The 13,764-nt window shown below is 69.8% G+C and carries 11 protein-coding genes; 8 read left to right on the top strand and 3 right to left on the bottom strand.

From position 1 onward, the window contains the following. Window positions 1-8: 8 nt before the first annotated feature. The 3 genes from QY307_03655 to QY307_03645 all read left to right on the top strand — a co-directional run bounded on the left by QY307_03655 (window position 9) and on the right by QY307_03645 (window position 2,455). Entirely contained in the window at window positions 9-1,646 is a 1,638-nt protein-coding gene (locus QY307_03655) for a methylmalonyl-CoA mutase family protein (GenBank protein WKZ83347.1), read from the top strand. 186 nt (window positions 1,647-1,832) lie between these two features. Further along, a complete protein-coding gene (locus tag QY307_03650; GenBank protein WKZ83346.1) occupies window positions 1,833-2,249 on the top strand; it encodes a hypothetical protein in 417 nt (138 codons plus the stop codon). Further along, window positions 2,246-2,455: a hypothetical protein gene (locus tag QY307_03645; protein ID WKZ83345.1), complete on the top strand. Its 210-nt coding sequence runs from the start codon at window positions 2,246-2,248 to the stop codon at window positions 2,453-2,455. The genes QY307_03650 and QY307_03645 overlap by 4 nt, the downstream gene beginning before the upstream one ends. Here QY307_03645 and QY307_03640 read toward each other — a convergent pair. Then, on the bottom strand, window positions 2,440-3,090 hold the full coding sequence (locus tag QY307_03640) for a hypothetical protein (protein ID WKZ83344.1): 651 nt from the start codon (window positions 3,088-3,090) through the stop codon (window positions 2,440-2,442). The two genes, QY307_03645 and QY307_03640, sit on opposite strands and share 16 nt — an antisense overlap. A gap of 164 nt (window positions 3,091-3,254) precedes the next feature. Here QY307_03640 and lpdA point away from each other — a divergent pair, with 164 nt between their 5' ends. From lpdA to lipA, 4 genes are read left to right on the top strand one after another with little or no spacing between them, the layout of a single operon-like run. Beyond that, on the top strand, window positions 3,255-4,628 hold the full coding sequence (gene lpdA / locus QY307_03635; protein ID WKZ83343.1) for a dihydrolipoyl dehydrogenase: 1,374 nt from the start codon (window positions 3,255-3,257) through the stop codon (window positions 4,626-4,628). Between the two features lie 13 nt (window positions 4,629-4,641). Further along, entirely contained in the window at window positions 4,642-6,630 is a 1,989-nt protein-coding gene (locus QY307_03630; GenBank protein ID WKZ83342.1) for a dehydrogenase E1 component subunit alpha/beta, read from the top strand. 13 nt (window positions 6,631-6,643) lie between these two features. Then, on the top strand, window positions 6,644-8,077 hold the full coding sequence (locus tag QY307_03625; protein ID WKZ83341.1) for a dihydrolipoamide acetyltransferase family protein: 1,434 nt from the start codon (window positions 6,644-6,646) through the stop codon (window positions 8,075-8,077). After that, window positions 8,074-9,708 carry a lipoyl synthase gene (gene lipA, locus QY307_03620; protein ID WKZ83340.1) on the top strand — a complete coding sequence of 545 codons (1,635 nt, stop codon included), beginning with the start codon at window positions 8,074-8,076 and terminating at the stop codon, window positions 9,706-9,708. The genes QY307_03625 and lipA overlap by 4 nt, the downstream gene beginning before the upstream one ends. Before the next feature lie 7 nt (window positions 9,709-9,715). Here the strand turns inward: lipA and QY307_03615 are convergent, their stop codons facing one another. Together QY307_03615 and QY307_03610 are read right to left on the bottom strand one after the other, a co-directional pair. Next, entirely contained in the window at window positions 9,716-11,230 is a 1,515-nt protein-coding gene (locus tag QY307_03615) for an aminotransferase class V-fold PLP-dependent enzyme (protein ID WKZ83339.1), read from the bottom strand. A 10-nt stretch (window positions 11,231-11,240) separates the two neighbouring features. Then, entirely contained in the window at window positions 11,241-12,794 is a 1,554-nt protein-coding gene (locus QY307_03610; GenBank protein WKZ83338.1) for an FGGY-family carbohydrate kinase, read from the bottom strand. Window positions 12,795-12,865: 71 nt separating this feature from the next. Between QY307_03610 and QY307_03605 the strand changes: the two genes are divergently transcribed. Then, window positions 12,866-13,735, top strand: coding sequence for an aminoglycoside phosphotransferase family protein (locus QY307_03605; protein ID WKZ83337.1), 870 nt, complete (start codon window positions 12,866-12,868; stop codon window positions 13,733-13,735). Window positions 13,736-13,764 lie beyond the last annotated feature (29 nt).

Here is a 13,764-nt window from a genome sequence, read left to right as displayed (position 1 = left end):
GGGGATGGATGAACCGCGACGAATGGCAGGCGGCGTACCAGGCGGCACCGAAGCGACGCGACCGGTGGGTCACGCTTTCATTCGAGGATCTGCCACCCATCGGCGTTCCCGAGGGAGAGCCGCCCGAGCGCATCGGATACCCGGGCGCCTTCCCGTACACCCGGGGGATCCATGTGTCGGGGTATCGCGGCAAGCAGTGGACCATCCGGCAGTTCGCCGGGTTTGCCGGTGTGGCCGAAACCAATGCTCGTTTCCGTCACCTGCTCGCCGAGGGTCAGCACGGCCTCTCGGTGGCGTTCGACATGCCGACCCTGATGGGCCTCGACTCGGACAGCCCGATGGCCTTGGGGGAGGTGGGACACTGCGGGGTCGCCATCGACACCGCCGACGACATGGCCGACCTCTTCAAGGGGATTCCGCTGGGGGATGTCTCGGTGTCGATGACGATCAACGGTCCGGCGCAGGCGCTGTTCGCCTTCTTCCTGGTCGCCGCCGAGGAGCAGGGCGTCGCCTGGGCCGACCTGCGCGGCACCCTGCAGAACGACATCCTGAAGGAGTACATCGCGCAGAAGGAGTGGATCTACCCGCCGCAGCCCCATCTGCGCCTGATCACAGACATGATGTCGTTCTGTGCCGATGTCGTACCTCAGTGGAACACCATCTCCGTGAGCGGATATCACATTCGGGAGGCGGGGGCCAACGCCCATCAGGAGCTGGCGTTCACTCTGGCCGACGGATTCGCCTACGTGGAGGCCGCCACCCGTGCCGGCATGGCGATCGACGACTTCGCACCGCGACTGTCGTTCTTCTTCGACTCACACCTCGACTTCTTCGAGGAGATCGCCAAGTTCCGAGCGGGGCGCCGGATCTGGGCCCGTTGGATGCGCGACCGCTACCGGGCCGCAGACGAGCGCTCCTGGAAGCTGCGCTTCCACACCCAGACCGCCGGGGTGTCGCTCACCGCCCAACAGCCGGACAACAATGTGGTCCGCACCACGGTCGAGGCGCTCGCCGCCGTGTTGGGCGGCACCCAGTCGCTTCACACCAATGCGCTCGACGAGGTGTACGCCCTGCCCACCGAGCGCGCCGCCGAGATCGCCCTGCGCACCCAGCAGGTGCTTGCCGAGGAGACCGGGGTGGGGGACGTCATCGATCCGCTGGGCGGCTCATGGTTCGTGGAGGAGATGACCGACCGCATGGAGGAGCGGGTCGAGTCCCTGCTGGCTCAGATCGATCGCATGGGCAACGGATCGATGCTCGATGGCGTCCTTCGTGGCATCGAGGAAGGCTGGTTCCAGGGGGCGCTGGCAGACTCGGCGTACCAGTACGAGAAGGCCCTGGGCTCGGGTGAGCGGGTGATCGTCGGGGTCAACAAGTACGCCGGCACCGACGAGGACGAGCTGGACATCCTGCGGATCGGCTCCGAGGTGGAGTCCATCCAGCGGGATCGCATCGCATCTGTCAGGGAACGGCGGGACCCGGCGAAGGTGGCGGCGGCGCTGGCGGCGCTCGCCGAGGCCGCCTCCGACGGATCCAACCTGATGCCGGTGCTGGTCGACGCGGCGCGTGCCCGGGCCACCGTCGGTGAGATCACCGCCGCCATGAAGCAGGTGTTCGGCGGATACCGGGAGCCCCCTCGTGTCTGATCGAGGATCGCTTCGTGCCGCCACCGCTCGGTTCGTCCTCTACTCGACACTCTCCCTGGGCTCGGGATCGATCCTGCCGTGGACGATCGACCCCCCTCCCGCCGCGGTGCTTCCCGTGGGGCATCCGATGATCGGCATCCGGTCGAGAGAGGGCATCGTTTCCAGCCCACTACCATCGCCCACCCGATGACCTCCTCCCGTCTTCCCGTTCTGCTGCTGGCAACGCTCATGGTCGTCTCCGCCTGCGGCGACGACGACGCATCCTCCTCGACGACGGCTGGGGCGGTCGTGTTCGGGGAGGGCGAGGTGCCGGCCACATTCCCCGACGACTTCCCGATTCCGGGCAACTCCGTGATCGGCCTCACCCTGATCGATCCGCCCAACCACAAGAGCGAGATGAACCTGAGCACCGGTTCCGACTTCGTGACCACCGTGCAGTTCTTCACCCTGAGCCTGGTGTCGGCCGGTTATGTGCTGGAGAGCTCCTACGGCGACGAGTTGAGGTGGGAGATCGGGTTCCGCCGCGGTGAGGTGGTGGGAACGGTGGTGGTGAGCCCGCAAGGAACGGCATCGCAGGTGGCGGTGACCATCAACACGGCGTGATGGCCCGGCTGCGCCGCTTCCCGGACAACCGCTTCGTCGGCATCAGGTCGACCATGACCGTCTACGACTGCGACGATCCGAAGCAGTTGGCGGCCATCGAGAAGCGGACCGCAGGCGGCGAGGCGCTCCGACGGCTGGACCTGGGGACGTTCGGGCCCGACACCATCGAAGAGGCGCGCAACCGGGGGTTTCACCCTCCGCGCTGAGGTTCGGCCTCTTCCGGTGGGGGGCGACCCCCGAAGTGTTCCGCCACCAGGGCGCCCACCCTCCGCTCTCGGAACACGAAGAAATGATCTGATCCCGGGAGCAGTTCGATGCCGGCTCCGATTCGTTCGGAGAAGGCGGTGAACTCGGCGACGGAGGCGAACTGGTCGCGGTCGCCGGCGATCACCAGCCGGCGGGCCGGTCGAAGGTCGTCGGGCTCCGGGGCCTGGTGCCCGCGATACGGAGTGATGCCGGGAGCGATCCCGGCCCAGGGCAGGGTGGACCCGGCCTCGGCCTGCCAGAGGAGCGAGGTGGTGGCCCCGAACGACCATCCCGCCAGACCGACCAAATCGCCCTCGTCGCTTGCCGTCGCCACCGCAGCGGCGACGTCTTCCTTCTCGGAGATGCCGCCACCCCAGGAACCGGTCGAGGCGCCGACGCCTCGGAAGTTGAAGCGCAGCACCGCCAGCCCGGCGTCGGCGAGGACCCGTGCCACCCGCACGATCAGGGGCGCTCGCATCGACCCGCCGTCGAGTGGGTGCGGGTGACAGAGGACGGCCGCTCCGAGTCGCTCTCCGGTTGCCGGGGTCCACTCGGCCTCGAGGATCGCACCGTCCGAGGTGGTGATGCGGGTCACGAGAACAGCCGGAGGAGCCACACCATCGATGCGCCGAGGATCAGCAGGGCGGTGGCCAGGGCGGCGAGGATCAAGTACCGGGTTTGCACGGGAGGCGGAGGGTACCGCCCCTGGGATGGGAAACGGCCCCGGGCTAACCTCGGGCGGCACCGACTGGAGGGCACTTGCACGACGTCGCGATCATCGGGGGTGGGCCTGGCGGATACGCCGCTGCGCTGTACGCCCACAACTTCGGGCTCTCGGTCGCCCTGGTGGAATCGGGAGCGGTCGGAGGCACCTGCCTGCATCGTGGGTGCATACCCGCCAAGGCATGGTTGCACACCGCCGAGGTGTTCCAGGAGGTCGCTGGCGCCGCAGAGGTGGGCGTCGTCACTTCGGCGCCGCAGGTCGATTGGGATCGGGCGCGGGAGCGCAAGGACGCCGTGGTGTCCCAGCTGCACAAGGGCCTGCAGGGTCTGCTCAAGGCTCGCAAGGTAGAGGTCATCGCCGGCACCGGCCGCCTCGCCGGACCCGGGGTCGTGGACGTCACCGGGGCCGACGGCGCCGCCTCCAGGCTGGAGGCCCGCAAGGTGATCGTCGCCACCGGCTCGGCGCCGAGGGCCATTCCGGGGTACGAACCGGATGGGCGGCTGATCGTCACCTCCGACCACGCCCTCGACTGGGATCGGATGCCCGGTCGGGTGGCGATCATCGGTGCCGGAGCGATCGGCGTCGAGTTCGCCGGGATGCTTGCCGACCTCGGCTCCGAGGTCCACCTGTTCGAGGTGATGGAACAGGTGCTGCCCGGGTTCGAGCCCGAGGCGGCGCGGCTGCTGCAGCGGCTGTTGGAGCGCCGAGGAGTGAAGGTGCACGCCGGGACTGCGGTCGATCCGCCTTCGTTGGGCACCGATTCGGTGGTGGTGCCCTTCGGAGGCGATTCGGTCGAGGTGGACGCGGTGTTGGTGGCGGTGGGACGGGCGCCGGTCACCGCCGGGATCGGGTTGGAGGAGGCCGGGGTGAAGCTGAACGGCGGTTTCATTGCGGCCGATCTGGCGACGATGCTCACCGATGCTCCCGGGGTGTACGCAGTAGGTGACGTGGTCGGCGGTACGCCGCAGCTGGCCCACGCCGCCTTCGCCGAGGGGATCGCGGCGATCACCCACATCGCCACCGGCACCGCGGCGCCGGTCGAGTACCGGGCGATCCCGCTGGTGGTGTACGCCTCGCCGGAGGTCGCTCAGGTTGGCCTCACCGAGCGGCAGGCGATCGATGCCGGGTACCCCGTGGAAACCCACGACCATGGCATCGCCGGTGTGGGGCGGGCCATCATCAAGGGCCAGACCCAGGGGTTGGTCAAGCTCGTGGTGCGGCGCAACGGCCCCATACTCGGGGCGACCGTGGTCGGGCCCGCCGCCGGAGAGATGATCCACGAGCTGATGTACGCAGTCGGATGGGAGGCGCTCCCGGCCGAGGCGGCTGCGTTCGTGCATGCTCATCCCACCCTCTCCGAGGCGGTGGGTGAGAGCCTGCTGGCGGCCTCCGGCCGGAGCCTCCATTGAGGGAAGGAAGCAGATGATCGAGGCGCAGGGGCACGCCAAGGAACTGAGCGACGAGCGGCTGCTCGCCATGTACGAGGTGATGGTCACCGGGCGACTGCTGGAGACCCGTCTCCACAACATGTACCGGGCGGGGCGGCTCCCGGGGGCGGTGTACCCCGGGGTGGGGCAGGAGGCCGCCCAGGTCGGGTTCGTCTCCGCTCTCGAGGAGGGCGACGTCTTCGGCCCCACACATCGCGATCTCACCGCCCAGCTGATGAAGGGGGTGACGCTCGAGGAGGCGCTGCTCAACTTCTACGGCAAGGCCGATAGCCCCTCCAAGGGACGTGACGGCAACACCCACTTCGGTGTCTTCGAGAGGGGGACGCTCATGGTGGTCTCCCCGCTGCCAGACTCGTACCCCGTGGCCGTGGGCGCCGCCATCGCCTTCCGCCAGACCGGGAGCGACCGGGTGGCGATGGTCGACTCCGGGGAGGGGGCCACCGCCACCGGCACCTGGCACGAGGCGGTGAACACGGCTGCGGTGCTGCGGCTTCCGGTGGTGTTCCTGATCCAGAACAACCAGTGGGCCTACTCGACGCCGAACGAGCGCGAGTTCAACCTCGCCTACGCCGGGCATCGCGCCGACGGCTACGGAATCCCCGGCGTCGTCGTCGACGGCAACGACGTCCTCGAGTGCTACGCCGCCGCACGCGAGGCGGTGGACCGTGCCCGCCGCGGCGAGGGTCCGACGATCATCGAGGCGATCACCTTCAGGCACTTCGGCCATGCGGGACACGATCCGGCCGACTACGTGGACCCCGACGATCGCGCCGAGTGGATGGCCAAGGACCCCATCCCTCGTTTCGAGGAGTTCCTCGAGGAGCGCGGGCTCCTCGACGAGGCCGGACGCAGCGAGGTCCACGATCGGGTGGACGAGCGCATTCGATCGGTGATCGTGTGGGCCGAGGCACAGCCGGATCCGGATCCGTCGACGGTCACGGCGGACCTCTTCGCCGTGAGGGAGGCCCCGGGGCCGGAGCCGGGGCCGGCATCGGGCGAGCCGGTGACGATGCTCGACGCCATCACCCAGGCCCTCGACGAGGAGATGGAGCGCGACGATCGGGTGTTCCTCCTCGGGGAGGACATCGGGAGCTTCGGCGGAGCCTTCAAGGTGACCAAGGGGCTGTTCGAGAAGTACGGCCCGGAGCGCGTGATCGACACTCCGATCGCCGAGTCGGCGATAGTGGGGGCGTCGGTCGGTGCGGCGTTGATGGGGCGGCGTCCGGTGGCCGAGCTGCAGTACACCGACTTCATCTACCCCGGGATGGACCAGCTGGTCACCGAGGCGGCCAAGTACCTGTGGAAGGGTGGCCGCTCGGTCCCGATGGTGCTGCGGGGGCCGAGCGGCGCCGGGCTGCGGGCCGGGCCCTTCCACTCCATCAGTCCCGAGGGATTGCTGTCCCATCATCCCGGGATCAAGGTCGTGGTCCCGAGCACTCCGACCGCCGCCAAGGGGCTGCTGCTGGCGGCGATACGCGACCCCAACCCGGTGGTGTTCCTGGAGCACAAGAAGCTGTACCGCAGCATCAAGGAATCCCTCCCTGCCGGCGACTACGAGGTGCCGCTCGGAAAGGCACGGACGGTGCGGAGCGGAACCGACGTGACCATCGTCACCTGGGGCGCCATGGTGCACACCGCCATCGCCGCCGCCGACCAGATGGCGGGCGTTTTGGTCGAGATCATCGATCTGCAGTCGATCGTTCCGCTCGACTGGGAGGCCGTCTTCGCATCGGTCGCCAGGACCTCCCGACTCGTGGTGCTCCAAGAGGACGTACCCTTCGCCTCGGTGGCTTCGGAGGTGGCGGCCCGTGTCGCCCAGGAGGCGTTCTGGGACCTGGACGGGCCGGTGGTGCGGGTCACGCCGCCCCACACCCACATCCCCTACGCCGCCGTGCTGGAGGACGCTTTCGTTCCGCAGGTGGATGATGTCGTCGATGCGGTGAGCAGACTCGCCGCCGGGTAGGAGAATCAGACAAATGTCGCTAACGGTCACCATGCCCCAGCTGGGCGAGACGGTCACCGAGGGAACCATCCTCCGGTGGGCCAAGCAGCCGGGTGACGCCATCTCGGAGGACGAGGTCCTCCTCGAGATCTCCACCGACAAGGTGGACACCGAGGTGCCTTCTCCGGCCGCCGGGACGATCCTCGAGATCCTGGTCGCCGAAGGGGCGACGGTCGCTGTCGGCACCCCGCTGGTGGTTATCGGTGAGCCCGGTGAGGTTCCGGGGAAAGCCGAGGTTCAACCACCCGCTCGCGAGACCGAGGCGACACCGGCCGAGAGTGTGGCTGCCACGCCGGCGACCCAAGCAGCGCCTTCCCCGGCTCCGCCGGAACCGGTTCCGTCGGCCCCTGCCGCCCGGGCCGAGCAGGGGGCTCCCGCCGCCATCGGCATGCTCTCGCCGGTGGTGAGGCGCCTCGCCGCCGAGCACGGGATCGACCTGTCCCATGTCTCCGGCAGCGGCTCCGGCGGTCGGATCACACGACGCGACGTGGAGGCCTTTGTGGAGGGTGGCGGGGCCACCGAGGAGGCGCCTGCCGCACCGGTCGCCGAGGCTCCTGTCGCCGCCCGGGTGGTCGAGACGCCACGCTCGGCTCTGGGACGAGGCATCCAGGACCTGATCCACGAAGAGCCTGCCGATCACGCCCTGTTCGCTTCGGAGAGGCCCGTCGAGCGGGCGGTCCCGGCGACCGGCGATCGCGTGGAGGACCTGTCGCGCCTGCGGGTTCGGATCGCCGAGAACATGATCCATTCCAAGCAGACCGCCGCCCATGTGTTCACGTCGGTGGAGGTCGACTACGAACACGTGGAGCGTGTTCGACAGAGGCATCGCCAGCCTTTCAAGGAGCGGGAGGGTTTCTCTCTCACCTACCTGCCGTTCATCAGCCGGGCGACGGTGGACGCCCTCGGGGCGTTCCCGGTGGTCAACTCGTCTTTCGATCTCGAGAACCGTCAGCGCACGATGCATTCCTCGGTGAACCTCGGATACGGAGTGGATCTCGACGAGGACGGGCTGCTGGTGATGACGGTTCGCGGAGCCGACGGTCTTCGTATGAGGGGGTTGGCGCGCGAGGTGCGCCGGGTGGCGGAGAAGGCCCGGTCGGGGAAGATCGAGCCCGACGACGTGACCGGTTCGACCTTCACCATCACCAACCCGGGGCCTTTCGGCTCCTTCATGTCGGTGCCGATCATCAACGTTCCCAACGTGGCCATTCTCAGCACCGAGACCGTCGTCAAGCGGCCCGTGGTGGTGACCGACAGGGACGGCAACGACGCCATCGCCATCCATCACATCGGCTATCTGGGCCTCACCTGGGACCACCGGGCGTTCGACGGCTCGACGGCAGTTCGCTTCCTGGACCGGATCCGGAACAACCTGCACACCTGGGATTGGGAGCAGGAGCTGGCATGACCCGGCTGCGGGCACGCTGGCTCGGCCGGCTGCCCTATGAGGAGGCGTGGGACCTGCAGCGCGCCCTCCACGAAGGCCGCGTCGCCGGACGCACCGAGGACGACTACCTGCTCCTGCTGGAGCACCCCCACGTGTACACGGTGGGGAGGTTCTCCGACGGCGCCAACGTGCTGATCACGCCGGAGTTCGCCGCAGCCGTGGGCGCCGAGATCCATCGGGTGGATCGCGGCGGAGACGTCACCTATCACGGACCGGGGCAGCTGGTCGGATACCCGATCCGGCACCTGGGCTCGCGACCCGACGTCACCGGCCACGTCCGCCGCATGGAGCAGGCGATCATCGCCACGCTGGGGGATCTCGGCATCGAGGCCTGGCGCGAGGACGCCTTCCCCGGTGTCTGGACCGCCGGCGGCAAGGTGGCCGCCATCGGAGTGCGCACCTCGCGTCGCGTGACCATGCACGGGTTCGCCCTCAACGTGGATCCCGACCCCGCCTACTTCGGGCACATCGTCCCCTGCGGGATCCCTGATCGGCCGGTCACGACGATCTCATCCATCCTGGCCCGGCGGGTGTCGATCGAGGAGGTGGTCGACCTGCTGGTGCCCAGGTTCGCTTCCGCCTTCGGGTACGACCAGGTCGAGGAACAGCGGGCGGCGTTCACCCGGGGCTCCGGGCGGTCGGCAGGGGAGTTCGACGTCGACCGGCTGCTGGCTACCGGCACCTTCTCTCCCGAGGCGAGATCGGCCCCACCGTCGACGGTGAGGGGCCGCCTGGAGGGGGAGCCCGAGAAGCCGGAGTGGATGAGGGTCCGCCTCGACCTGGGGCCCGGGTATCGGGATCTGAAGCGCCTCGTCGACGGGCTCGACCTGAACACGGTGTGCGAGGAGGCGGGCTGCCCCAACATCTACGAGTGCTGGGGGAGCGGCACCGCCACCTTCATGCTTCTCGGTGACGTCTGCACCCGGGCATGCGGGTTCTGCGATGTGGCCACGGGTCGTCCCGGTGCCGTGGACGCCGACGAGCCGAAGCGCGTCGCCGAGGCGGTCACCGAGATGCGCCTCACCCATGCCGTGCTCACCTCGGTCAACCGTGACGACCTGGGGGATGGGGGAGCGGCGGTCTTCGCCGCCACCATCGCCGAGATCCGAGCTCGGCGCTCCTGCGACGTCGAGGTGCTCATCCCCGACTTCAAGGGGGATCGCCAGGCCCTGGCGACGGTGATGGAGGCTGGCCCCGACGTGCTCAATCACAACACCGAAACCGTCCTGCGCCTGCAGCGTGAGGTACGGACGGCGGCCAACTACGGGCGGTCCCTCGCCCTGCTTGCCCGCGCCCGGTGGATGCGCCCGTCGTCGCTGGTGAAGTCGGGTCTCATCGTGGGGATGGGGGAGACCAGGGAGGAGGTCCTCGGCGCCCTCGCCGATCTGAGGGCGGTGGGGGTGGATGTGGTGACCATCGGTCAGTATCTGCGGCCGACGACCCGACACCGGCGGGTCGACCGCTACGTGCACCCCGACGAGTTCGGCGAGTACAAGGCCCACGGGGAGGGTCTGGGGATCCGCCACGTGGAGAGCGGACCGTTGGTGAGGTCGTCCTATCACGCCAGGGAGGCGGCGGGCAGCGCCAGGTGAGAGGGTCTCAGGCCGGCTCGCCCTCCTGGCGGTCTGGCAGGTCGTAGAGACGATCCAGGTAGTGCTCCAGGAGGTCGTCGACGGCGGCCCGCACCGGGAACGAGGCCGCCACCCCGTACATCGGGACGCTTGCGTCGGGGTCTCGCTCGGCGGCGCCTGCGGCGGCGACAGCCGCCTCCAGGTCCTCGAGAAAGCGTTCCGCCACGCCGGGCTCGGTGTGGCGAAGGGTGACCGCCAGGTGCACCGCAGGCGGCCTCTGCAGGCCGTTGAGGCTCCAGCCGCGCCGGGTCATCTCCTCCTGAACCCGGTACACGTCGGCGTCGTCGCAGGTGAAGGCGATCACCCACAGGGGGTTGCCCAGCAGGCGCACCCCGGGCATCGACTCGATTCCTCGCCGAACTCTGGCGGCCGTCTCGAGGATGCTGGCGGTGGCGTCGAGGTATCCCTGCTCCCCGGTTGACATCATCGCCGCCCAGCACGCCGCGCTCAGCCCGCCGGGCCGGCTTCCCGCCAGCGTCGGCGAGGCGTATAGCCCGCCGGGCCAGTCGGATGCGGTGAAGTACTGGTGCCGGCGCAGGCTCCGCTCCCGGTACAGGATCACCGAGGTTCCCTTCGCCGCGTAGCCGTACTTGTGGGTGTCGGCCGACATCGAGGTGACGCCCTCCACGCGGAAGTCGAACGGTGGGATCTCGTGGCCGAGACGCTCGGCCCAGGGGAGGAGGAACCCGCCGAGGCAGGCATCGACGTGCATGCCCACCCCGGCCCGGGCGGCGGCGGCGGCGAGCTGCGGGATCGGATCGATGGTCCCGTGGGGGAACGACGGCGCCGAACCGACCACCACCGCCGTGCGGCGGGTGATGGCGTTCGCCATCGCCTGTGGATCGGCGGCGCAGCCGGAGTCGACGGGCACCAGGACCGGCTCGATGCCGAAGTACTCCGCCGCCTTGAGGAAGGCGGCATGGGCGGTGACCGGGAGGACCATCTCGGGACGGCCGATCCCCCGGTCCTGCCGGGCCTGGTCGCGGTACGCCTTCATGGCGAGGAGGATCGACTCGGTGCCTCCCGAGGTGACCGTCCCCACCGCCTTCGGCCCGTTGAGCATCCTGGCGGTCATGGCCACGATCTCCGCCTCCATGCGGACCGTCCCCGGCCAGAGGTCGGCGTGCATCGGGTTGCTCTGGGCGTGGGTGGAGTACGCCCGGTTCAGGAGGTCGACGTGTTCCCGCCCCCCGTGATACACGGCTCCCGAGGCGTAGCCATCCTCGACGCGCCTCTCCGGTTCGCCGAGCAGTGCTTCGAGCCGGGCGAGGACCTCCTGGGCAGGGAGGCCGGTCGAAGGGAGGCGCGCCGCCACAGCCTCGGTGGAGGCCGGCAGGCCTTCGCCCAGTCCGTCGAGCATCTCCTCGTACTTGCGGTCGAGACGCACGGCCAGTCGCCGGCTTCGGCGGGCCCGGCGATACAGCCACTCTCGGAACCCGGAAGGCAGGCGGCGGAGGATGCGCTCTGCTGGATCGGGCTTCACCTGGGGCACGCTAGGGCGCGTTGAGACGGGCGTACAAGCGCCGGGTGCGGCGGTGGATGGCGCGAAACGTCGCGTGATCGGCATCGTGGACCGCTGCGGCCTCAGGATCGGGCCGAGAGGTGGCGGTCACCGGCACCAGGGACTCCACTTCGTCGAGGTCGAGATGGCCGAGGGCGGCCAGCGCCAGCCAGCCGACACCGGCGACGTTCACCAGGACGGGCCGGTCGACCTGCCGCACGGTGCGGCCGAGGACGTCGGCGTGGATCTGACACCAGACGTCGCTGCGCCCCCCGCCGCCGACCACGGTGATCGGATCCAGCCTGCGCCCGGCGAAGCGCTCCACGGCGCCGAGCAGCCACCGGGCGTTGTGGGCCACGCCTTCGAACACGGCGCGGATCAGGTCGTCGCGGTCGTGGCGCAGCGACTGGTTGAAGAAGCCACCCCGAAGCGAGGAGTCCTCAACCGGGGAGCGCTCCCCGTTGAGCCAGGGGGTGAAGATCAGGCCGTTGGCTCCGGCCGGCGCTCGTGCCGCCGCCTCGTCGAAACGGGCGAACACCTCGGGGTCGCGGGTCGGGGCGCCGTGGAGCAGGCCGGCCAGGTGGTCGAGGCAGGCCCCAGCGGTCTCCTGCTCGTCGGCGATCAGGTAGCGGCCCGGGACCGGTGAAGGGATCGAGGCCAGGTTCCGCATCAGGTCGGTCTTCTTGAACGGGACATGGCACGAGATCCACCCCGAGGTGCCCAGGTAGAGGAAGGCGGCGAAGTCGGCCACAGCCCCGGCGCCCACCGCCGCCGAGTGGACGTCCGGTGTGCCGCCGATGACGGGGATTCCGGGGGGCACGCCCAGGGCGGACGCCGCCGCGGCGGTGAGTGGCCCGACGACGTCGAGGGCGCCGATCAGGTCTGGGAGCTTGCCCCGGTCGACGCCGGCGGTCCTGAGCAGCCCGTCGTCGTAGGTGACCGCAGCCGGGTTGCGGTTGTCGGTCACCCAGTGCAGCGTGATCGAGTCGTGGGTGGCGACGGCCCGGCCTGTGAGGCGCAGGTTGAGGTAGTCCTTCGGCTCGAGGAAGGTGGCGGTGGCGGCGTAGAGGTCGGGACGCTCCGCCTTCATCCAGGCGATGTGGGCCACAGGGTCCTTTCCCGACCTCCCGGGGGCGCCGCCGGTGAGCCGGATCCAGCGCATCAGCTTGCCGATGCCGTACCCCTGCACGCGGATCGGGCCCCGGATCATGCGCCCCACGTGGCGGCTGCCCCGGTGATCGAGCCACAGGATGGCCCTGCCCACCGGGGCACCTTGGTCGTCGACCGGAACCGTGCCCGACCACTGGGCGGTCACCCCGACAACGGAGACCCTCTCCGCCTCTCGCGGATGGGCTGCGGTGACCCGGGTGGCGGCGATGGAGATGGCCCGCCACCAGTCGTCCGGGTCCTGCTCGGCGCCCCCGTCGGGAAGCAGATGCAGCGGCACCGGCTCGAACTCGCCCCCCAGGATCCGGCCGGTGTTCGACACCAGGCCGACCTTGGGTCCGCCGGTGCCCAGATCGATGGCGAGCGCCCAGTGCTCCATGGGACGGCAAGCTACCCGAAGGCCGGGTGTCGCCGCGGCCACGGCTTCGCCGGGCTGTCATCCTTGGGGGCATGCAGGTGCCCGTCTCCCTCGACTGGATGACCCGGGACCCCGCCGCCAGGGAGTGGCGGGAGGCGGTGCCGGCGGTGGCCGCCGCCTGTGCCGAACGGTGGTCGCTGACGCTGGGGGAACCGTTTCCGGGGTCTTTCGTGTCGCTGGTGCTTCCGGCGTCCCTGCCCGGGGGCGACGAGGCGGTGCTCAAGATCCAGTGGCCGCATCCGGAGAGCGAGCACGAGGCGGCGGCACTGGCGGCATGGGACGGTGACGGGGCGGTTCGCCTGCTGGATCACGACGCCGAACGCCACGCCCTCCTCCTGGAACGCTGCCGGACGGGTGTCGCCCTCTCCACGATCGACCCTCAGGCCGGATTGGAGGTGATGGCCGGTCTCATCGCGCGCCTCTCCATACCGGCAGGTGTTCCGTTCCGGTCACTGGCCGACGAGGCGCTGGATTGGGCGAACGGCCTCCGCGGGATGTGGGAGGCCGCCGGACGACCGTTCGAGGTCATGCTCATCGACGGCGCCGTCGGTGTGCTGCTCGAGTTGGCCCGGGCACCGGTTGCGGAGCCGGTGCTGCTCCATCAGGACCTCCATGGCGACAACGTGTTGTCGGCCGAGCGCCGGCCCTGGCTGGCGATCGATCCCAAGCCGCTGGTCGGAGATCCCGCCTTCGCCGTGGCTCCGGTGGTGAGGTCCTACGAGTTCGGGCACTCCCGGCGGGAGGTGTGGCACCGTCTCGACTTCCTGGTCGACCGGTTCGGGTTCGATCCGGAGCGTGCCCGGGGCTGGGCAATGGGCCAGACGCTGGCCTGGGCGTTCGAAGGTCGCCGCCTGCTGCCACGCCATCTGGAGACCGCCCGCTGGCTCCACGAAGGGCGATGACGGGCCTGTCGGGCTGCCGCCGGGGATGT

The sequence above is a fragment of the Acidimicrobiia bacterium genome, from assembly GCA_030584185.1.
Taxonomy (GTDB): domain Bacteria; phylum Actinomycetota; class Acidimicrobiia; order Spongiisociales; family UBA11373.
The sequence above is the reverse complement of the archived record's forward strand: the minus strand, read 5'-3'. Positions and strand labels throughout refer to the sequence as shown.

What these genes read in the sequence shown, in the direction of transcription:
- QY307_03625 (WKZ83341.1), top strand. Translation starts at nt 6,644, where the DNA reads ATGTCGCTAACGGTCACCATGCCCCAGCTGGGCGAGACGGTCACCGAG.
- QY307_03630 (WKZ83342.1), top strand. Translation starts at nt 4,642, where the DNA reads ATGATCGAGGCGCAGGGGCACGCCAAGGAACTGAGCGACGAGCGGCTG.
- lipA (WKZ83340.1), top strand. Translation starts at nt 8,074, where the DNA reads ATGACCCGGCTGCGGGCACGCTGGCTCGGCCGGCTGCCCTATGAGGAG.
- QY307_03610 (WKZ83338.1), bottom strand. Translation starts at nt 12,794, where the DNA reads ATGGAGCACTGGGCGCTCGCCATCGATCTGGGCACCGGCGGACCCAAG.
- QY307_03655 (WKZ83347.1), top strand. Translation starts at nt 9, where the DNA reads ATGAACCGCGACGAATGGCAGGCGGCGTACCAGGCGGCACCGAAGCGA.
- QY307_03605 (WKZ83337.1), top strand. Translation starts at nt 12,866, where the DNA reads ATGCAGGTGCCCGTCTCCCTCGACTGGATGACCCGGGACCCCGCCGCC.
- QY307_03650 (WKZ83346.1), top strand. Translation starts at nt 1,833, where the DNA reads ATGACCTCCTCCCGTCTTCCCGTTCTGCTGCTGGCAACGCTCATGGTC.